Origin of the sequence: Actinomadura sp. 3N407, from assembly GCF_052245875.1 — a bacterium.
Classification (GTDB): domain Bacteria; phylum Actinomycetota; class Actinomycetes; order Streptosporangiales; family Streptosporangiaceae; genus Spirillospora.
Map to the genome: position 1 here is coordinate 160829 of NZ_JBQQBP010000009.1, position 19495 is coordinate 180323.

Annotated in this window: 24 protein-coding genes; 20 read left to right on the plus strand and 4 right to left on the minus strand. The window is 70.5% G+C overall.

Features of this window, described 5'->3' with window-relative positions; all coding sequences use genetic code 11:
• The first annotated feature begins 1 nt into the window (after position 1).
• From ACTWPP_RS23500 to ACTWPP_RS23550, 11 genes are all read left to right on the plus strand, one after another.
• A complete protein-coding gene (locus ACTWPP_RS23500; protein ID WP_443106487.1) occupies positions 2–952 on the plus strand; it encodes an NAD(P)-dependent oxidoreductase in 951 nt (316 codons plus the stop codon).
• Positions 953–1044: 92 nt separating this feature from the next.
• A complete protein-coding gene (locus ACTWPP_RS23505; protein WP_443106488.1) occupies positions 1045–1425 on the plus strand; it encodes a SchA/CurD-like domain-containing protein in 381 nt (126 codons plus the stop codon).
• A gap of 35 nt (positions 1426–1460) precedes the next feature.
• Positions 1461–2345 carry an AfsR/SARP family transcriptional regulator gene (locus ACTWPP_RS23510; RefSeq protein ID WP_443106489.1) on the plus strand — a complete coding sequence of 295 codons (885 nt, stop codon included), beginning with the start codon at positions 1461–1463 and terminating at the stop codon, positions 2343–2345.
• 76 nt (positions 2346–2421) lie between these two features.
• Positions 2422–2706, plus strand: a complete 285-nt coding sequence (locus ACTWPP_RS23515) for an antibiotic biosynthesis monooxygenase family protein (protein ID WP_443106490.1) — start codon at positions 2422–2424, stop codon at positions 2704–2706.
• A gap of 52 nt (positions 2707–2758) precedes the next feature.
• Positions 2759–3058 (plus strand): antibiotic biosynthesis monooxygenase family protein, encoded by a 300-nt coding sequence (locus ACTWPP_RS23520; RefSeq protein WP_443106491.1) that lies wholly within the window; start codon positions 2759–2761, stop codon positions 3056–3058.
• Between the two features lie 45 nt (positions 3059–3103).
• Positions 3104–4288, plus strand: coding sequence for an FAD-dependent monooxygenase (locus tag ACTWPP_RS23525; RefSeq protein WP_443106492.1), 1185 nt, complete (start codon positions 3104–3106; stop codon positions 4286–4288).
• A complete protein-coding gene (locus ACTWPP_RS23530; RefSeq protein WP_443106493.1) occupies positions 4288–4749 on the plus strand; it encodes an anthrone oxygenase family protein in 462 nt (153 codons plus the stop codon). Before ACTWPP_RS23525 ends, ACTWPP_RS23530 begins: the two co-directional genes overlap by 1 nt.
• A gap of 156 nt (positions 4750–4905) precedes the next feature.
• The gene (locus ACTWPP_RS23535; protein ID WP_443106494.1) at positions 4906–6999 is read left to right on the plus strand and encodes an MMPL family transporter; all 2094 of its coding nucleotides are present in this window, start codon (positions 4906–4908) and stop codon (positions 6997–6999) included.
• A 5-nt stretch (positions 7000–7004) separates the two neighbouring features.
• The gene (locus ACTWPP_RS23540; RefSeq protein WP_443106697.1) at positions 7005–7817 is read left to right on the plus strand and encodes a methyltransferase domain-containing protein; all 813 of its coding nucleotides are present in this window, start codon (positions 7005–7007) and stop codon (positions 7815–7817) included.
• Complete coding sequence (locus ACTWPP_RS23545) at positions 7814–8839, plus strand: hypothetical protein (protein ID WP_443106495.1); 1026 nt, start codon at positions 7814–7816, stop codon at positions 8837–8839. Before ACTWPP_RS23540 ends, ACTWPP_RS23545 begins: the two co-directional genes overlap by 4 nt.
• A gap of 11 nt (positions 8840–8850) precedes the next feature.
• Positions 8851–9507: a hemerythrin domain-containing protein gene (locus ACTWPP_RS23550; RefSeq protein ID WP_443106496.1), complete on the plus strand. Its 657-nt coding sequence runs from the start codon at positions 8851–8853 to the stop codon at positions 9505–9507.
• A gap of 16 nt (positions 9508–9523) precedes the next feature.
• Here ACTWPP_RS23550 and ACTWPP_RS23555 read toward each other — a convergent pair whose 3' ends face one another.
• Positions 9524–10006: an ester cyclase gene (locus ACTWPP_RS23555; RefSeq protein WP_443106497.1), complete on the minus strand. Its 483-nt coding sequence runs from the start codon at positions 10004–10006 to the stop codon at positions 9524–9526.
• 178 nt (positions 10007–10184) lie between these two features.
• Between ACTWPP_RS23555 and ACTWPP_RS23560 the strand changes: the two genes are divergently transcribed.
• Genes ACTWPP_RS23560 through ACTWPP_RS23570 form a run of 3 tightly spaced genes read left to right on the plus strand, consistent with a single transcriptional unit; the run spans position 10185 to position 13613 of the window.
• A complete protein-coding gene (locus tag ACTWPP_RS23560; protein WP_443106498.1) occupies positions 10185–11135 on the plus strand; it encodes an oxidoreductase in 951 nt (316 codons plus the stop codon).
• A gap of 2 nt (positions 11136–11137) precedes the next feature.
• On the plus strand, positions 11138–11929 hold the full coding sequence (locus ACTWPP_RS23565) for an SDR family NAD(P)-dependent oxidoreductase (protein WP_443106499.1): 792 nt from the start codon (positions 11138–11140) through the stop codon (positions 11927–11929).
• A gap of 31 nt (positions 11930–11960) precedes the next feature.
• The gene (locus ACTWPP_RS23570; protein ID WP_443106500.1) at positions 11961–13613 is read left to right on the plus strand and encodes an NAD(P)/FAD-dependent oxidoreductase; all 1653 of its coding nucleotides are present in this window, start codon (positions 11961–11963) and stop codon (positions 13611–13613) included.
• Positions 13614–13718: 105 nt separating this feature from the next.
• Here the strand turns inward: ACTWPP_RS23570 and ACTWPP_RS23575 are convergent, their stop codons facing one another.
• Positions 13719–14564 (minus strand): GntR family transcriptional regulator, encoded by an 846-nt coding sequence (locus tag ACTWPP_RS23575; protein WP_443106501.1) that lies wholly within the window; start codon positions 14562–14564, stop codon positions 13719–13721.
• 197 nt (positions 14565–14761) lie between these two features.
• A complete protein-coding gene (locus tag ACTWPP_RS23580; protein WP_443106502.1) occupies positions 14762–15517 on the minus strand; it encodes an XRE family transcriptional regulator in 756 nt (251 codons plus the stop codon).
• Positions 15518–15706: 189 nt separating this feature from the next.
• Here ACTWPP_RS23580 and ACTWPP_RS23585 point away from each other — a divergent pair, with 189 nt between their 5' ends.
• The 4 genes from ACTWPP_RS23585 to hemC all read left to right on the plus strand — a co-directional run bounded on the left by ACTWPP_RS23585 (position 15707) and on the right by hemC (position 17919).
• Positions 15707–15958 carry a hypothetical protein gene (locus tag ACTWPP_RS23585; protein ID WP_443106503.1) on the plus strand — a complete coding sequence of 84 codons (252 nt, stop codon included), beginning with the start codon at positions 15707–15709 and terminating at the stop codon, positions 15956–15958.
• A complete protein-coding gene (locus ACTWPP_RS23590) occupies positions 15958–16371 on the plus strand; it encodes an ATP-binding protein (RefSeq protein ID WP_443106504.1) in 414 nt (137 codons plus the stop codon). The genes ACTWPP_RS23585 and ACTWPP_RS23590 overlap by 1 nt, the downstream gene beginning before the upstream one ends.
• Before the next feature lie 71 nt (positions 16372–16442).
• Positions 16443–16826: a hypothetical protein gene (locus ACTWPP_RS23595; protein WP_443106505.1), complete on the plus strand. Its 384-nt coding sequence runs from the start codon at positions 16443–16445 to the stop codon at positions 16824–16826.
• Between the two features lie 97 nt (positions 16827–16923).
• Positions 16924–17919 carry a hydroxymethylbilane synthase gene (hemC, locus tag ACTWPP_RS23600; RefSeq protein WP_443106506.1) on the plus strand — a complete coding sequence of 332 codons (996 nt, stop codon included), beginning with the start codon at positions 16924–16926 and terminating at the stop codon, positions 17917–17919.
• Between the two features lie 13 nt (positions 17920–17932).
• On the opposite strand, the gene ACTWPP_RS23605 is transcribed toward hemC, so the two are convergent.
• The gene (locus ACTWPP_RS23605; RefSeq protein ID WP_443106507.1) at positions 17933–18367 is read right to left on the minus strand and encodes an SRPBCC family protein; all 435 of its coding nucleotides are present in this window, start codon (positions 18365–18367) and stop codon (positions 17933–17935) included.
• Positions 18368–18511: 144 nt separating this feature from the next.
• On the opposite strand from ACTWPP_RS23605, the gene ACTWPP_RS23610 reads away from it, so the two are divergent.
• Positions 18512–18997 carry a cupin domain-containing protein gene (locus tag ACTWPP_RS23610; protein WP_443106508.1) on the plus strand — a complete coding sequence of 162 codons (486 nt, stop codon included), beginning with the start codon at positions 18512–18514 and terminating at the stop codon, positions 18995–18997.
• Positions 18994–19416 carry an ester cyclase gene (locus ACTWPP_RS23615; protein WP_443106509.1) on the plus strand — a complete coding sequence of 141 codons (423 nt, stop codon included), beginning with the start codon at positions 18994–18996 and terminating at the stop codon, positions 19414–19416. Before ACTWPP_RS23610 ends, ACTWPP_RS23615 begins: the two co-directional genes overlap by 4 nt.
• Positions 19417–19495: the final 79 nt, after the last annotated feature.

Genomic DNA, 19495 nt, shown 5'->3' on the forward strand with positions numbered 1-19495 from the left:
GATGAGCACAGAGCCGATGAGCACCGAACCGACGACCACTGCGCCGACGACCACTGCGCCGACGACCACTGGCGGAAAGACGGGGAAGAACCGTGAGGTCGCGTTCATCGGGCTGGGGGTGATGGGCGCCGGGATGGCGACGCGGCTGGTGGAGACCGGCCGCTCGGTCCGCGTCTACAACCGCACGCCGGAGAAGGCGGCGCCGGTGGTCGAAGCCGGGGCCCGGGCGGCGCGGACGGCGGCCGACGCGGCGCGGGACGCGGACGTGGTGATCGTCAGCCTCGCCGACGAGGCCGCGGTCGAGAAGGTGCTGTTCGGGGACGCGGTCCACGGGCTGGCCCCGGGAACCCCGGTCATCGACACCTCCACCGTCACCCCCGCCTTCGCCCGGGAGGCCGCCGGGCGGCTCGCCGACCTGGGGGCGCGCAGGGTCGAGGCGTGCGTGCTCGGCAACCCGCTGCAGGCCCGGTCCGGCGAGATGCGGGTGATGGCCGCGGGCGACCGGGCGGACGTGGACGCGGTGCGCGACGTCCTTTCCGACCTCGGCCGGGAGGTGCGCTACTTCGGCGGCGCGGGCGCGGCGGCGACGATGAAGCTGGTGCTCAACGTGCTGATCGGTGCCGAGATCGCGGCGCTGGCCGAGGCGGTGTCGCTCGGCGAGAGCGGCGGGCTGGACCGCGACGAGATCCTGGAATGCATCGGCGGCAGCGGGGTCAGCTCGATGGTGATGACGTTCCGCGCCGCCATCATGCGGGAGCGCCGCTACACCCCCGCGGCGTTCCGCAGCAGCCTCATGGCCAAGGACCTGCGGTACGCGATCGAGCTGGCGGACGGTGCCGGGGCGGACCTTCCGCTCGCCGAACGCGTCCTGGAGATCGTCGCGCGGGCCGTCGAGCGCGGCGACGGCGACCGGGACCTGGCCGTCCTGGCCGAGCACGTCGGCCGCGGCTGACCCCGCCGGGACGTGCCCGCCCGTCCAGCGAGCCTCAAGCGGGCGCGTGTGCGATGAAGGCCAACAGATCACCTCGGACATTGGAGGTTCCGATGCCGTACGCAGCGATCCGCTACCGGGTCAAGGTGGGCAGCGAAGACGCGCTGGCGGAGATCTTCGAGGGGTTCCAGCGAGTGGACACCCCCGACATGCGCGATGACAAGGGCCAGGACGTCGGCCGGCTGCTCGGCACCGCGGTCTTCGTCAAGGACGAGTTCATGGTGCGCATCATCCATTACGAGGGCGACTTCATCGCGATCGCCCGGCACATGGCCCGCCAGCAGGGCGTCCACAATCTGGAGGAGAAGCTGGCGCCCTACCTCACGGACCGGAAGGCGGCGTCGTCGCCCGAGGAGTTCCAGGAGAACTTCCGCAACGCCCTGATGCGCTGCGTCTCGGAGCTCTCCGTCGAAACCCATCCGGCCGGGCACTGAGCCGGGCGGGCACCAGCGAATCAGGGGCGGAAACGATGAGAACCTCAGCCGCCATCACCGAACCACCCGCCGTCTTCCCCGCGGACGGCGACGTGGGTGCGCCGGCACGAGGTCCGCTGGTCACGGCGGGGCCGCGGTTCGTGGTGCTGGGCCCGCTGGAGATCTACGAAGGGCAGCGCGTCCGGACGCCGCGCGCGCACAAGCCGAGGGCTCTGCTGGCGATCCTGCTGGCGCGCCGCGGCACCGTCGTCTCGACGGACGCGCTCATAGCCGAGCTGTGGGGCGACCAGCCGCCGCGGACGGCGCTCAAGGCGTTGCGCGTCTACATGACGCAGCTGCGCCAGGTCCTCGCGGGCCTGGCCGCCGCCCCCGGCGCGCGCCCGGCGATCGTGACGCGGGCGCCGGGCTACCGGCTGGAGATCGACGACGACGACCTCGACCTCGCCCGGTTCCGCCGGCTGTGCGATCTCGGCCGGGCCGCGCGGGAGGCCGGTGAGCTCGCGGACGCGCTGCGGCACTACCGGAGCGCAACCGCCCTGTGGCGGGGTCCGGCACTGGCCGATGTCCGGTCGTCTCCGCTGCTGGAGGGGGTCGCGGCCCGCCTGGACGAGTCCCGCGTCACCGCGATCGAGCGGCGTCTGGAGCTGGAGGCCCGGCTCGGCGGGAACGCCGACGTCGTCTCCGAGCTGCGCGCCCTCGCGGCGGACCATCCGCTTCGCGAGCGGATCCACTATCAGCTGATGGTCGCGCTGAGCGAGGCGGGACGGCGCGGGGACGCGCTCCAGGTGTTCCGCGAGCTTCGCCGCGACTTCGTCACCGAACTCGGGGTCGAGCCCGGTCCCGATCTGCAGTCGCTGCACCAGGCGATCCTCGCCGCGGACGGGCGCGCCTTGCCGCAGTGGGGCGCGTGGGACCGATGACCGGGGCGCCGATCCTCCGCCAACCGATCCACACGGGTCGTTTCGACGGCGTTGTCCCGCCGGAGAAGGGAGAACCATGATCCGCGCCGTGCTCACGATGATGGTGCGCGAGGGCTGCGAGAGCACCTTCGAGGAGGTCTGGAGAAACGCGATGGCCGACCCCGTCCAGGGCAGCCTCGGCCAGGCCATGATGTGCGACGCCGAGCAGCGTCGGCTGTACGTCATCACCGGCGACTGGGAGAGCCGCGACGCCCTGCGGGCGTTCGAGCGGAGCGCGGGACGGCGTGCGATGTCCGCCGCGTTCGAGCCGCTCCGCGAGTCGGCGAGCAAGCAGGTACTGGAGATCATCGCTCGCGCATGAGCGCGGGCGGTCGGCCGGCGAGTCTTTGCGATCGGAGAGGAAGGCGACGGCGATGACCGTACGGGTCCTGGTCAGAGCGACCCCGCGTGCGGAGGACAGGGAGAGGTTCGAGGAGGCGTACCGCACGGTGACCGCGACCGTGCGCGGCACGCCGGGCCATCTCGACGACGAGCTGCTCCGCGACGGCGACAGCTACATCCTGCTCGCGGAATGGGAGAGCGAGGAGAAGTTCCGGGCGTGGGAGGACGCGCCCGAGCACCTGGAGATGGCGGCGCCGATGCTCCCGTACTGGGGGGACGGCGGCGTGGAGCGGCGCATCTACGAGGTCCGCGCGCGGCTCGACAGTCTGTGATCGCGGGTCTCCGAGAGACCCCACACCGAACAGGGAGGGACCGGCATGGCCGCCGTGCGGAACGCGATCGTCGCCGGCGCGGGGATCGGTGGTCTGACGACCGCGATCGCGCTGCGCCGTGCGGGGATCGACACCGTCGTCCTCGAACGCCGCTCGACCCCGGACCGGCTACTGACCGGCGGCGGGTTCATGCTCTGGCACAACGCGCTGCTCGCCCTGCGCGAGCTGAAGCTCGACGAGCCGGTCGCCGAGGCCGGGGTCGAGATCGTCCACCACGAGTTCCGTTCCGACCGGAACCGGCGGCTCGCCCGCTGGGACGTCGCGTCCGAGGCCGGGCGGCATGGTGCGCCCGCCCTCGGGCTGCGGCGGTCGGCGCTCAACACGGTGCTGATGGAGGCGGCGGGCGACTGCGTCCGGCTGGGGACCCGCTGCGCCGGGTTCTCCCAGGACGGCGACGGTGTCACGGTCCGCCTCGACGACGGCGCCGAGCTGCGCGCCGACGTGCTGATCGGCGCGGACGGCGTCCGCTCCACCGTCCGCGACGACCTCCGCAAGGGACACGACCTGCCGCTGCGGTACGCCGGCTACACGGCCTGGCAGGCGATCACCCGGCTGCCCGGCGAGGACGTCGTGCCGACAGGGACGTTCTTCAACCTCTGGGGCCGGGGAGGGCTGCGCTTCCTGTACATGCGGCTGAACGAGGACGAGGTCTACTGGGACGCCATCACCGCCGACAGCGTCGGCGCCTCGTTCGACATGCTGGTGAAGAGCCGGCGTGAGGTGATGATGGAGGCGTACCGCGACTGGCCGGACCCCGTCCCGGGCATCATCGCGTCCACGACGGAGGAGGCGATCCTCCCGATCGGCATCTTCGACCGCCCGCCGGACCGCTGCGGCGGATGGGGCAGCGGCCGGGTGGTGCTGGTGGGCGACGCCGCGCACCCGATGACGCTGAACCTGAGCCAGGGCGCCGGGCAGGCCATCGAGGACGCGGTCGGCCTGGTCCGGATGCTGTCCGAGCACGACGACGTGCCCGACGCGGTGGCCGCCTACGAGGACCTGCGCCACGAGCGGGTGAGCGGCATGGTGCAGACCGCGTGGACGATCGGCGCGATGGGGCGCTGGCGCAGCCGTCCGGTGTGCGCGGGCCGTGACCTGTTCATGCGCGCCTTCTTCGACAGGGTGGGCCGCAAGCAGAGCTACCAGCAGATGATGGACGTGCGGTTCTGATGGCCGTCGACGTGCTCCTCGCGGTGTTCCTGCTGCTGTCGGGGACGCTGGCCGGGGTGCTGTTCGCGGTGGAGGTGGCGATCGTCCCGGCGGTGGGCGCGCTGCCTGGTGAGCGCTATGTGCAGGTGCACCGGCTGCTGGACCGGCGTTTCGACCCGCTGATGCCGAGGGTGAACAAGGTCGCGCTGGCGGTCTGCGCGCTGCTGGTGATCGTGGCCGGCGGGCTGTGGCCGCGGGTCGCGATCGCGCTCGCCGGGCTGTGCATCGTCGGGGTCGCGGTGGTGTCGGAGCGGTGGAACGTCCGGTTCAACCGCGTCGTGGACCGCTGGGACGCCGAGGCTCCGCCTGAGGGCTGGCAGGGCGTCCGGGCGAGGTGGGCGGCGGCCAACCGTGTGCGGACGCTCTTCGCGCTGGCGGGATTCGGTGTGGCCATCCTCGGCGCGGCGCTGGTCTGGGGCTGAGCGGTCACTGAACCGGAGCCGGGACGGGTGCCGTACCGGCCCGGCCTCTTGCGGCCCGGGGGTCTCGTTTCGGCCTCAGGGCCCTTCCCTTCGGATGATAGTCATGACAATAATAGCCATGTATATGATCGCTCGACGTCGTCTTCGGAGGTAGGGATGTCTCGATATCTGGCGTTTCCAGCGGGCCGGCGGGCCAAATGGCTCGTGCTGGTGGCCTGGATCATCATCCTGATGGCCGCGGCGCCGTTCGCCGGGCAGCTGTTCGACGCCGTCAACAACGACCGGCTCGGCTACCTGCCCAAGAGCGCCGAGTCCACCGCCGTCCTCGAAGCCCAGCAGAAGTTCCCGCAGGGCCGGGTCAACCCGGCCATCGTCGTGTACGAGCGGGACGGCGGGCTGACCGAGGCGGACAAGCAGCGCGCCGCCGCCGACCAGCAGGCGCTGATGCGGGAGTACACCCCGGAGGTCAAGCCGGAGCAGCCCGCCACCGCCCGCGACGGTGAGGCGCTGTTCTACCAGATCCCGCTGGTGGCGCCGGAGAACAAGCAGGAGGGCGCCTACATCCTCGACTCGGTCGACGCCATGCGCGAGCAGCTGGGCGAACCGGCCGCCGGTCTCGACATCAAGGTGACCGGACCCGCCGGACGCGACGCCGACCAGTTCCTGATCTTCAGGGACATGGAGTTCACGCTCGTCGTCATCCCGGTCGTCGTGGTCGCCGTCCTCCTGCTGGTCATCTACCGCAGCCCGTTCCTGTTCCTGGTGCCGCTCGTGTCGGTCGCGGTCGCCAACCAGCTCGGCAGCGCGTTCACCTACGGCCTGATCAAGAACACCGACCTGGTCATCAACTCGATGTCGACCGGTGTGCTGAGCATCCTCATCTACGGCGCGGGCACCGACTACGCCCTGCTGCTGATCGCCCGGTACCGGGAGGAACTCGCCCGGCACGAGGATCGGCACCAGGCGATGGCCGTGACGCTGCGCCGCACGTCCGGGACCATCGTCGCCTCCGGCGGGACGGTCGGCCTCGGTCTGCTGTGCCTGGGGGTCGCCGACCTGAACGCCACCCTCGCGCTCGCGCCCGTCGGGATCATCGCGGTCGTCTCCGCCGTGCTCGCCATGCTGACGCTGCTGCCCGCGCTGCTGGTCATCCTGGGCCGCTGGCTGTTCTGGCCCAAGGTCCCGCACCTCGGCGACACCAAGCGCGTCCTCGGCATCTGGACCCGCGCGGCCGCCCTCGTCTCGGCCCGGCCGCGCCGCGTCTGGACGCTGACCTCCGTCGCGCTCGCGACGGGGATGCTGGGGCTGCTCGCCTTCAACGTCCCGCAGCAGACGATGTTCACCACGACCTCCGAGTCCGAGCGCGGGGAGAGCCTCATCTCGGCGCACTTCCCCGCCGGGAACAGCAACCCCGCGACGGTGATCGCCAACGTGGACCGGGCGGAGGAGGTGAAGGCGGCGGTGCTCGCGGCCGGCGCCGGCGCGGCCGAGGAGGTCGGACGCGTCGACGGGAAGGTGCAGCTGACGGTCACGCTGCAGGCCGAGCCCGGCACCGGCGAGGAACGGCAGGCCGTCGAGACGCTCCGCGACCGGGTGCACGCGGTCACGGGCGCCGACGCGCAGGTCGGCGGGCCCGCCGCGATCGGGCTCGACCAGCTCAACACCAACGTGCGGGACGCGTGGCTGGTGATCCCGCTCGTCCTGGTGGTCATCCTCCTGGTGCTGTTCTGCCTGCTGCGCGCGATCACGCTGTCGGTCCTGCTCATCCTGACCGTGGCGCTGTCGTTCGGCGCGACGCTCGGCATCTCGACGCTCGTGTTCGAGTACGGCTTCGACTGGTCCGGCCAGGACGCGCAGCTCCCCCTGCTCTGCTTCGTGTTCCTGGTGGCGCTCGGGGTCGACTACAACATCTTCCTCACCAGCCGCGTCCGCGAGGAGACCCGGACGCACGGCACACGCGAAGGCACCCTCAAGGCCCTGACCAGCACCGGCGGTGTGATCACCTCGGCCGGCATCGTGCTGGCGGCCACGTTCAGCGTCCTGGTGACCCTGCCCGTCGTCGGCTTCGCCGAGCAGGGATTCGTGATCGCGTTCGGGGTGCTGATCGACACCTTGATCGTCCGCTCGCTGCTGGTTCCCGCGCTCACCTACGACATCGGTGACCGCGTCTGGTGGCCGAGCGGCCTGACCCGGCGAAGCGCGCCGGGTCCGGTGCCGGAGCGGGAGCTCCAGCCGGAGAAGGGGGCTTGACGACCATGACCGAGGCGAACAACGGCGGTGAGCCGGGCAACACCACGACGCTGCTCGGCCGGCCGGCCGAGGAGTACCTGGACGACGCGGCCGGCTCACTGGAGGCCGTCAAGGCCGCGATCCTGCGCCGGCTCGCGTGCGGGCCCGGCGACCGGGTGCTGGACATCGGATGCGGCAACGGGACCGACGTCCTGGAAATCGCCAGGCGGGTCGGCCCCGGCGGCGTGGCCGTCGGCGTCGACGTGCAGGAGGAGGCCGTCTCGGGCGCCGTGCGCCGGAGCCGGGTCACTGGCGTGGACGCCCTGTTCCACGTCGCCGACGCGTACTCGCTGCCGTTCCCCGACGGCGACTTCGACGTCGTCCGGTCGGAGCGGATGGTCCAGCACCTGGACGACCCGGCGGGCGCCGTCCGGGAGATGCTGCGCGTCGTCAAGCCGGGCGGGCGCGTCCTCATCGCCGACCCCGACCACGGCATGTGGGCACCCGACCTGACCGACCGGGAGGCGGCGCGCACCGTCCTCACCTGGTGGTTCAACAACATCCGCAACCCGTGGATCGGTCGGCGCCTGCACGGCCTGCTGGGCGCGGTCGGGCTGCGGGACGTCCGCGTCACCGTCATGCCCGTGGTGCTGCGGACCGTCGCGGAGGCCGACGGGCTCACCGGCCTGATGGACGCGCTGCGCCGCGCCGGCGAACTCGGCGTCGTCCCGGCGGACCGCGCGCGGTCCATGCGCGAGGAGGCCGCCCTGCGCGACACCCAGGGCGGGTTCCAGATGTACGGGGCGATGGTCCTGGCGGAGGGAAGGAGAACAGATTGAGGCCCGGCATCGACCGCTGCGCCGATTCCGGCGCGAACCGCCACGCCGGCTCCGACTCCGGCTCCGGCGCGGACTTCGGCGTCGGCCGCTATGCCGACTCCGTCGACGACGCGCTCGACCGGCTCTGGGAGACGGGATTCGAGTTCGGCCCGGACTTCGCCGTCCACGCGCCCATGGTCGCCGAGACGCTGGCGGTCCTCGGCTGCCACGACGTCATCCCGCGCTGGATCGAGACCAACGGCCGGCGGCGCGGCCACCACGTGCCGCCCGCCGCGGGCGGGCTGCTGCCGGAGGACCCGGTGGAGGCGCGCCGGGCGGCGCTCGGCGACTACCGAAGGGTCGCCGACTGGGTCCAGTACTTCGAGTGGCGGCTCAGCGAGCGTCCCTGGCGCGAGGTGCTGGTGAGCTGGTGGCCGTCCCTGATGGAGGGGGCGCTGTCGGCGTTCACCCACGGCCTGATCCGCACCGCGCACGCGGTGAGGACGCTGAGCACCGTCCCGGAGCCGAGCGAACTGCAGCTCAACGAGCTCGCGCGCGGGATGGCGTACTGGGCGGCGCGGCACACACCGGTGCCGCGGAAGCTGCGGGCCGAGGGGCCCGCGGTGACCACGGCGGCGGAGGTCCCGGCCGCGCTGAGCGAGCTCACCGCCCTGCACGCCGGCACGTACGCCCGGCTCGCGCCGCACCCGCCCGTCCCGCAAGTGCACGCGGTCACGGCGCCCGCCGCACTGCGGCTGGTGCTGCCGATCCTGCCGGACGACCTGGCGGTGAGCTCCTACCGGGCCGTCGCCACGGTGGCCACCGCGGTGTGGAAGGCGGTCCCCTCGATGCCCGGCGCGGGTCCCGCGGCGGCCGAGGGGTACCGCCCTCCGCCGGGCCGCGTGCTGGCCGCCGACGCGGTCGAACTCGGCGAGGAGCACGCCATCAAGCTCACGGAGGCGTGCCTGCGCGAGCACGCGCTCAGCCCGGACGACCGTTATCTGGCCGCGGCGCACACGCTGATCAGCAACTGCCAGTACTGAGGGGGACCGAAATGCCCGCCGACTACGACATGGCCCTGATGCAGGCCACGCACAACGCGCTCCGGCGCGACCTGGACCACCTGGCCCGCGCGGCCGAGAGGCTCCGGCCGGGCGACGCGCGCGGCCACGAGGCGGTGCTCCTCGGCTGGGGGACGCTGAAGGCCATGCTGGGCAGCCACCACGACGGCGAGGACCGGCACATGTGGCCGCGGATGCGCGCCGGACTGCGGGACCGTCCCGACGACCTGGCCGTGCTGTCGGCGATGGAGGACGAGCACGCCCGCATCGACCCGCTGATCGCCGATGTGGACGCCGCGCTCGCGAGGCCGTCCGGCGGGGACGGCGACGCACTGGCGAAGGCCGCGCACGCGTTCGCCGGCGAGGTCGGCGGGCACCTCGACCACGAGGAGCGGGACGCGCTGCCGCTGGTGCGGGCGGCGATGCCGGCGGCGGCGTGGGAGAAGTGCCTCGCCGACATGCGCGGCAACGGGCTCGCGGCGCTGAAGTCGGCGCCGGAGTTCTTCCCCTGGCTGCTCGGCGACGCGCTTCCGGCCGACCGCGCCGCCGTGCTGCGCCGCGTCCCGCCGCCGGTGCGGCTGCTCTACGCGAAGGTGTGGCTGCCCCGCTACGCGAAGCGGCCGCGCTGGCTGGAAGGCGGCGGCCGGTGACCGCCGCCTCCGGCCGCTACCTCGCTCCCGGCGGCTTCGGCCCGCCCGGCCCGCCGGGCGGCGGGCCGCCGGGGGCGGGGATGACGCCCAGCTGCTGCATCATCCCGAGGTCGTCCCGGATCGCCCAGTGCTCGGCGATCCGCTCGCCCTCGAAGCGGACCATGTGCTGCTGCCGGACGCTGACCCGCTTGCCGGTGCCGGGCAGCCCGGACCCCGGCAGCGGGCCCTCGTGCGTCCCCTTCATCACCATCCGCCAGGCGACGATGTCACCCTCGGCGATGATCTCCTCGATGTCGTAGTCGAGGTCGGGGAAGGCCTTGCGCGCCGCCTCGCCCACCGCCAGGACCCGGTCCGGGCCGCGCTGCGGGGCGCCGCTGTGGTCGTCGTAGTCCGCCGTGTAAAGGTTCTTGGCCATCTCCGGGTCGGCCTTTCCGCGGAGAATGTCCAGCGAGCGGACAAGGATTTTCTTATTCCTTTCCTGCTGGCTCTTTTCGGGCATGGTAAAACACCTTCCGGGACGTGGAATCGCATCATTCGTTTTCGAGGCTAACCAGCCGTAATTGTGCTGTCAAGATGGGAGGCGTCGCCTTTCCTGTGCTTAGCCGCCGTTTTATCGGCACCCGTCACACTGGCCGGGTGGCCCGAGGGCGCAGCGGCGGGCCCGGAGAGGATCGACGATGCCGAAGTGGACACCGGACGAGTTGCCCGACCTTTCCGGCCGGACGGCGGTGGTGACCGGAGCGAACGCCGGCCTGGGCTTTCACACAGCGCTGGAACTGGCGCGGCACGGTGCGGAGGTCACGCTGGCCTGCCGCGACGAGGGACGCGCGGAGCGGGCGCTGGCGGAACTGCGGCGCCTGGTCCCGGGCGCGGCCGCCGAGTACCGGCCGCTGGACGTGGCGAACCTGGAGTCGGTGCGCGAGTTCGCCGCCGGATACACCGCCGACCGGCCCTGTCTCGACATTCTCATCAACAATGCCGGCGTGATGGCCACCCCGTTCACGCTCACGCCGGACGGTTTCGAGCTGCAGTTCGCCACCAACTATCTGGGGCACTTCGCACTGACCGGCCTGCTGCTCCCCGTATTGCTGGCGCGTCCCGGTGGCCGGGTGGTGAACCTCACCACCTTCGGCGTCAACTACTGGGGCAAGATCGACTTTGACAATCTGCAGGGTGAGCGGAAGTACAACAAGTCCGCCGCCTACACGCAGGCCAAGATGGCCAACCTCGTGTTCGCCAAGGAATTGTCGCGCCGCTACGCCGGCCGGGGGCTCGCCGGAGTCGCGGCGCACCCCGGGTACGCGGCGACCGACGTCCTCTACGTCGGACCCCGGATGGCGAACAACCGGATCCAGGAGCTCTGGTACCGGTTCACCACGGCGCTGGTCGCCAAGCCGACCGAGCAGGGCGCGTGGCCGTCGCTGTACGCGGCCTGCGCGGCCGGGGTCGTCCCCGGCGAGAGCTACGCCCCCCAGGGACGGGTCCAGATCCGCGGCCCCGTCGGCAGGGTCAAGACGCCCGACCGGGCCGAGGACCCCGATCTCGGCCGGCGGCTGTGGCAGGTCTCGGAGAAGCTCACCGGGGTCTCCTACGACGCTTCGGGCGTCCCCGAGACGAAGGGATCGTGACCATGGACATGCTTCCGGTGAAGCCGCAGGCGCCGTCCTTCCACGGAAAGGTCGCGCTGGTGACCGGGGCGAGCAGCGGCATCGGCGCCGCGACCGCCTGGATGCTCGCCTCCCGCGGGGCGGCGGTCACGGTGAACTACCTGCGGGGTGAGACCCCGGCCAAGGAGATGGCCGAGTCGATCAGGGCGGCGGGGGGCCGGGCGCTGGCCGTCCAGGCCGACGTGACCGACGGCGACCAGGTCCGGGCGATGGTGGAACGGACCCGGAACGAACTCGGGCCCATCGACGTCCTGGTGACGAACGCGACCGGGCTCTACGCCGAGGACGTCGGCTTCGCGCCCTTCACCGCCACCCCGATGGACGTCGTCGACCGGACGGTGCGGCGCCAGATGCACGCGATGCTGAACCCGGTCGCCGCGGTGCTGCCCGCGATGGTGGAACGCGGGCGCGGCTCCGTCGTCGCCGTCGGCGCCGCGCTCTCGCGCACCCCCGCGCCCGGGTTCCTGGGGCTGTCCATGGCCAAGGCGACGGTGGAGGCGGCGGTCAAGTCGCTGGCGCAGGAGGTCGGCCAGCACGGCGTCCGCGTCAACGGGGTGGCGCCGGGCCTCATCCTCACCCGCGTCGCCGACGGGCTCCCCGAGCCCGCCCTGCGCGCCAACGCGCAACGCGCCGCGATCCGGCGCAACGGCGTGCCCGAGGACGTCGCCGAGGTGATCGCGTTCCTGGCGGCCGACTCCGCCGAGTACATGACCGGTGCCTACCTCCTCGTGGACGGCGGGACGGCGCTGGTGTGAAGTCCGCCCGCACCTAGAGAAGCGAGGGCAGATGGACAAGCAAACCGACTGCGACGTCTTGATCATCGGATCGGGGATGTCGGGTTCCATGCTCGGCGCCATCCTGGCGAGGAACGGCGCGAACGTCGTCCTGGTCGACGGCGTGACGCATCCGCGGTTCGCCGTGGGCGAGTCGACGATCCCGCACTTCCTCGTCCGGCTGCAGATGCTCGCCGCCCGCTACGGCGTGCCGGAGATCACGACGCTGGAGAGCATCAACGAGGTCGACAAGAAGATCGGCACGACGTTCGGCCTGAAGCGGCACTTCGCGTTCGTGTCGCACCGGCCGGGCGAGGAACCCGACCCGGACGAGACGATCCTGGCCGGCGTGCCGAAGGCCCTCTACAAGGCCACGCACATCTTCCGGCAGGACAGCGACTCCTACATGTTCCACGTCGCGGTCAAGTACGGGTGCGTGCCCCGCCAGAACTGGCGGGTGGCCGACATCGACTTCGCCGACGACGCCGTGACCGTCACCGGGCAGAACGGCGAGGTCATCCGCGCCCGCTACCTGGTGGACGGCAGCGGCTTCCGCTCCCCGGTCGCCGACAAGCTCGACCTGCGCGACGACCCCTGCCGGTTCAAGACCAGCACGCGGTCGCTGTTCACCCACATGGTGGACGTCCCGGCGTTCGACCACATGGTGGACTGGCCGAAGGCGCAGCGGCCTCCGCTGCCGTGGCACCAGGGCACGCTGCACCACACGTTCGACCGCGGGTTCTTCTGGATCATCCCGTTCGACAACCGCAAGAAGTCCACCAACCCGCTGTGCAGCGTCGGCCTCGTCCTCGACACCCGGGTGCATCCGAAGCCCGCCGACATGACGGCGGAGGAGGAGTTCTACTCGTTCGTCGACAAGTTCCCGGCCGTGAAACGCCAGTTCCGGGGTGCGCGCCGCGTTCGCGAATGGGTATCCACGGGCCGGGTGCAGTACTCGTCGAAGAAGACGGTCGGGCACCGCTGGTGCATGATGTCGCATGCCGCCGGGTTCATCGACCCGCTGTTCTCGCGCGGCATGTCCAATACCGTCGAGCTCATTGACGCGGTCGCGTGGCGCATTCTCGACTCGCTCAAGGACGACGACTTCTCCGAGGAGCGCTACGAGTACGTGGAGCGGCTCCAGCAGGGCCTGCTGACCTACAACGACGAGCTGTGCGACACCTCGCTGCTGGCGTTCCCGCATTTCAAGCTGTGGGACGCGATATTCAGGATCTGGGGCTTCAGCTCCAACTACGGGGCCATGCGCCTCACCCGGGCGCAGCTCCGCTACAACCTCAGCGGTGACGAGCAGGTCTACAAGGACCTGGAGGACGCCCCCAACACGGGGTTCTGGTGGCCGGACGAGCCGGAGACGAAGGCCATGTGGGACACCATGGTGGAGACGGTCGCGAAGTTCGAGGTCGGCGAGGTCAGCGCCGACGACGCCGCGCACAAGATCCTGCGCATGGTCCTCGACTCGGACCTCCCGCCGGCGGCCTTCGGCTACAAGGACCCGGACAACCACGATCTGCACCCGACGACCATGGACCTCGCCCGCTTCATGACGTGGGCCATCAAGGACGGCCCGCCGGCCGCCAAGGAACTGGCCTCCGGCACCCTGGAGGCCATCGGCAGAGCGGCCATCCGCCGCAAGAAGATCTCCTGACCCACCACAAGGAACCGGCCGCCCCACCCTCCGGGAGCGGCCGGTTCCTGGCTGCGCGCGGAAGACCTCGGCGCATCCGCCACCCGCGCGTACGGCTCAGTCGCGTTAAGCGGTGGGTGCGACTCGTGGTCCGTCCGGTCCGTCGGAGCGGTGAGGCCACTGTGCCGATTCGTCGCGACGCAATCGAGAGACTTCCTCCATGCGGTCACCGGGGATGATGACCTGTGTGACGTCTACGGCGTTCTCGTCTTTGGCGCTGTAGCTGATTCGGACGATCTCCCAGACGGGGAGTTCGGCGGGTATGAGCAACAGCTTGGCTTCGTCGGGGGTCGGCATCCGCACGCGGCGACGTTCAAGCCACTCCAGCGGACCGTGCCCTGATGCCTCGATGGCATCGATCCAGGCTCCGGGGCCTGTGCCGTAAGGGTCTTCGACGTCGGGGATCTCGGTGGTGATGCGTGGATGTATCCACGTGGTGGAGATCTGGAACGCGGGTTCGCCTTCGGGGCCGGTTACACGCAGACGCCTCAAGATCGTCTCCCCGACCGGGACGTTCAACATGTGGGCGAGGCGGGCGTCATCAATCGGAGCCTTGCGGACGTCCGGCTTGATGTGATGGGTCCAGAGTTCGTTGCCCATGGCGGCGGGGAAGCTGTAACCACCAGCGATGTCCTTCCCGTCTCTCTGATGCCTGGTGTTCCGCTTCACGAGGTCGGTCCGCATCACGGTCTTGCGGTGCTTGGGTCGGACCACGGTCCCCCGGCGAGGCACTGAGACCAAACGACCTTGCTTCGCCAGCTTGCCTACTGCGCGGGCTACGGCGTTGCGGCTGGCCTCGTAGTGTTCCGCAAGCTTCTCCATCGGCGGCAGGGTCTCGCCCGACTGCCACTCACCTGCGTCAATGCGCCGTAGCAAGTCGTCGGCGATGTCCTTGTACCGCGCTGACCCCACGTGCTCATCTCCTCGTGTCGGGCAGAATCTCCAGGGAGTCATTCGGTGGACGGGCGGCGATGGTGAAACCGCGTCACCATGCGACCGCGCGCGGGAGACTTCGGCGCGTCCACCCACGCGTCGCATGCTCAGCCAAGGATTTGTACCGCGCCGCGGCTACGGCCGTTGCGTTGCCGTGGCGATCCAGGCAAGTGCTGCTACCGGGTGGCAAGTTCTGCGATGGCACGTCCGCCATTCCAAAGCTCGGCGGCATGGTAGGCGAATCGGTCGTATAGCCCGTCTTCCTGCTGGCGTTGTATGTGCAGCAGCGGGGAGTCGTGCCCCACGAGATGCGCAAGGTGTGGGGTCACGAGCATTTCGTCATCGAAGATGAAGACGCTTATGGCGATGTGATCATCGCCAAAGCGCGCTTCGATGCCCGGCACACTCACGATCTTGGACAGTTCGTCAAGTGTGATCTTGATCCGGGTGCCTACGGTGAGCGGCACGGATTCGAGTTCCTCGCGGCGTCGTGTGACTTCGCTGTCGGGGTCTCCGATCAAGAACCGGACTCGACAGCCGCGTTCGGCCTTACGGCGGAGGATGGTTCGAAGGTTGGGGATCTCCAGCCACAGGAAGTAGTTCGTGTAGCCGGCGAAGGTCAGTTCCTTGTTCGCCTCGCCTATGAGGCGACGCCAAACGGATTTGGGGCAGGCAGACCGGTAGGGATACACCGCGATGACTTCGCGGTCGGGCCCAGTCTTCACGTTCTTGCGGATGGCATCAGGCCACAACATGCCCTCATCAACTCCCAAGGCGTCCGAGGCTGCCCAGCGGTGACGCGGGTGCGGTGTGCGACCTTCCTCGGCTACCCACCGGGCCACGGTCTTAACGTCCACTCGGCATGCTTCGGCGAGTTCCTGCTCCGTCAGTCTCGCACTGGTCATGGCCTGTCGTAGCGCGTCGTTCGTCACGCTTACAACCCCTTTGCCGGGACGGACGGGACGTTCTCAACGGTAACTCGAAAACGTCCTAGACGTCCTGGGAACGGTGTTCAGGCGTCCATACGAGGGCGCGCATCCTCAATGCTCCACGACAGGACGGGCTCGGACGCAGCGATTGCCCCGCTGGCCGAGCCCTTGACCGGAAGGTGGTTCCGGCCCATGGCAGATGTTACGGGCAAACCGCTGGAGGAGCTGGCGGCGCAGCTTGCGCAACGAGGTCTCCGGGCGGAGGTGCACGGGGGAACGCTCTTGGCGTCGCTGGGTGCGCGTAGTGAACAGGTGATCGCGTGTGATGGTCGGCGGTTCCGCTGGGGTGGTGAGCGCGGCCATGTGCTCGGCGAGGTAGGGCACGAGGGCGCGGCGGCGGAGCGGGCCGTGCTGGTCCTGCGGCAACTGGCCCGGTGGTCGTGATGAGCGGCTACACGGTGGGGGCCTGCATCAGCACGGCGAGCAGGTTGGACATGGGGCTTCTCGCGGCGCGGACGGCTCCGGGGCAGGTCCGGACGATGGTGGAGCTGCGCCTGGCGTCGTGGGGGCTGGCGGTGCTGCGCGACGACGTGACCTTGATCGCCAGTGAGCTGGTGACGAACGCGGTCCAGCACGCGCCCTCCGAGCGAGAGATCCGCGTGCGGTTCACGCGTGAGGCGCGCGGAGTGCTGCTGGAGGTGTGGGACTCCTGCGATGGCATGCCGGCACGCAAGCACGACGCGGAGGGACTGAGCGGCCGGGGGCTGCCGATCGTGGAGACACTGGCCGCCGAATGCGGCGTGTACCGGACCGAGCCACACGGGAAAACGGTGTGGGCGCGTTGCCAGGTGACGTGATTGGCGTCCGCCATGACGGGCGGCGAATCGGGGCAGAAGCGAGCGGATCAGGAGCGAAAGGGGCGTGTGCGGTGGCGCGGGGTCTGGTTCAGGCGGTCGGCCGATGGCGGCTCGTCCTGGAGGCTCGGACGTTGCGGGGCCATGACCCGGCGGTGCGGAAACTGGAGGTCCTGCGGGTCGCGCTGATGCCGCTGGGCTGGCGGTGCGTCGGGTTGTACGACAAGCGGGAGTTCCGGTTCCCGGTGCCGCTGCTGTGGGTGTACGCCAGCGGGGCGGCCGACGACATCGGGGCCGTGGTGACGGTGCGGGCGCTGCCGGGCGAGGCGTGGGGCTACTTCGAGGCAGGCAACGGGCGCGCGGGGTTCGTCTCGCCGTGCGGGGATGTGAAGGCGGCGGCCGAAGCCCTGGACCTGCTGCTGAAGGACCGCATGTTTCCGCGCCGGGAGTGGGCTTGACCGTGATGCCCTGCGGAGACGACGAGATGGTGGGTCACCTGCGAGTGAACGGAGGGTGAGGGTGCGGCGTGAGGGAGTGTCCGGCGGTGCGGGTGGTGTGTCGACGGTGACGGATCTGGTTCCGGCCGGCTCGGGTGTGGTGGAGCCGGTGTTCTCGTGGTCGGGCGGGGGTGGGGCGCTGCGGCTGGGCACGCGGACGTCTCCGCTGGCGATGGTGCAGGCGCGCAGCGTGGCGGCGCGGCTGGAAGAGCTGGCCGACGTCCGCGTCGAGGTGATCGGGATTCAGACGGCAGGGGATCGGCACCGGGGCCACTTGGGTGAGCTGGGCGGCAAGGGCGCGTTCATGCGGGAGATCGACCGGGCGTTGTTGACGGGCCGGGTGGATGTGGCGGTGCACTGCCTCAAGGACGTGCCCGGTGATGTCCCGCGCCCCGATGGGCTGGTATTCGCCGCCTACGTGCAGCGTGATGACACGTCCGACGTGATGCTGTTCCCGATGGCGAGCAAGGTGCAGTGCATGGCGGATCTGCCGCCGGGCGCTCGGGTGGGGACGTCGGCGGTGCGGCGGCGAGCGCAGCTCGGGCAGATCCGGTCGGATCTGCGGGTGGAGTACCTGCGCGGCAACGTCAACTCCCGGCTTGGGCGGTTGGACTCGGGAGAGGAGTTCGACGCGATCGTGTTGGCGCGGGCGAGCCTGGAGCGGCTGGGCGTTGATCGGGCGGGTCAGGCGCTCGACATCATCCCGGCGGTGGGGGCGGGGGTGTTGGCGGTGGATTGCCGTCGTGCCGATTCCGACATCGTGGAATTGGTGCGACTGTTGGATCACCGGGACACGCGGCGGTGCGTGAGCGCGGAGCGCACGATGTTGCACGGGCTCCAAGGACACTGCAACAGCCCGATCGCGGGTCATGCGCGGCTGGAGCGGGACGGGCAACTGACCTTGCGCGGGATGGTCTTCACCCGTGACGGGTCCAAGTTCGTGCACTCGCACGAGTGGTCGGAGCCGGACAAGGGCGAGGATCTGGGCGCGTACGTGGCGGGTGACCTGCTGCGCAAAGGCGCGCGTGATCTGATCGGCGGAATCCCGCACTGATGGGAGAACGGGGTCAGGCGTTCTCGCTCTCCTTCTTCAGGGCCTCGTTCAGGAGCCGGAAGTCGCGCTCGGTCTTGACGAGCAGCTTGCCGATCAGCGGGACGAGCGCGCCGGAGAACTGCTCGGAGTGGCGGAGGCGGGTGCCGGTCTCCGTGGCGCTGAGCGCGAATTCGTGGCGTCCGGCGGCCAGGCCCGGAATGGGAATGAGGCGGGCCGACCAGCGCAGCACCACACCGGGGACGGCGTCCAGGACCCTGGCCTTGTTGGTGGCGCTCCACCCGGCCGACGACTTGATGCGCAGCTTGAGCCGCGCGCCCGGGGCCGGCGTGCCTTCCGCACGGACGATGAACGGATTCCACCGGGGATAGGCGGCGAGGTCGGTCAGCACCTCCCACACGCGCTCCGGCGGGGCGTCGATGTCGATGTCGGTCATGACGCTGTTCGGCATTTCCAGCTCCTCACGGTCGGCGCGACAATTGTCTCGCGGGCGGCTAGAGAATGACTGGTGAATAGCTGGAAGAATTTGCTGTTGACTAATTCCGGCGAGCGTCCGACGATTACGGGAAAGGATTCTTTGAATGGAGGCGGGGTAATGACCCACACCCCCGGAAAAGTCGTCGCGCGCGACGAGGTGGCGCCGGTCCGCTGGCTGGGCGAGGAGGGACGGTTCCTGCTCCGCGCCGAGGACACCGGCGGCCTCTACTCGTTCTTCGAGGTGACCACCTCCCCCGGCGGGGGCCCGCCGCTGCACATCCACGAGGCCGAGGACGAGGCGTTCTACGTCATCGAGGGCCGCTACTCGATCGTCCTCGGCGACGAGGAGTACGAGGCGCCGGCCGGGCGGCTGGTGTACGGGCCGCGCGGCGTGCCGCACAAGTTCCGCAACATCTCCGACGGGCCGAGCAAGCTCCTCGTCGTCGCCACACCGGGGGGAGTGGAGGGCTTCTTCGAGGGGCTGAGCGAACTCATGGCGGACGGCGGGCCGCCGTCGCCGCCCGACATGATCGAGCTGGCGGCGCGGTACCACGTCGAGGGGCTGGAGCAGGTGGGGCCGCCGCCGGGCGTGGGCTCGCGATGACCGGTACCGCGGACACCGCCGTGGACGTCCAGGAGGCGAACAAGGCGCTCGCCCGGCGCTGGCTGGAGCGGGGCTGGTGCCGGGGCGATCTCGACCTCGCCTCCAGCGTCTTCGCGGCGGACTTCACGCTGCGCGGGCGGCGCGTCGGCCCGGACGGGCCCCGGCACAGCATCCGCCGGATCCGCTCGGCGTTCGCCGGCCTTACGATCACCGTCGACGTCCAGGTGGCCGAAGGGGACCTCGTCGTCACCCACTTCACGGCCCGGGGCGAGCACGTGGGCGAGTACCGGGGCATCCCGCCGACGGGACGGACGGTGGCCGCGTCCGGCGTCCAGATCTGGACGGTGCGCGACGGCCTCGTCGTCGACGACCTGAACGTCTTCGACGAATGGGCCATGGTCGAGCAGCTCCGCGCCTGACCGCACCAGAGTCACCCCGAACGCACTCGATCCGGTCCCGCCCCTGTCGGCGGAACCGGATCGAGCGGTTCTGCTCCGG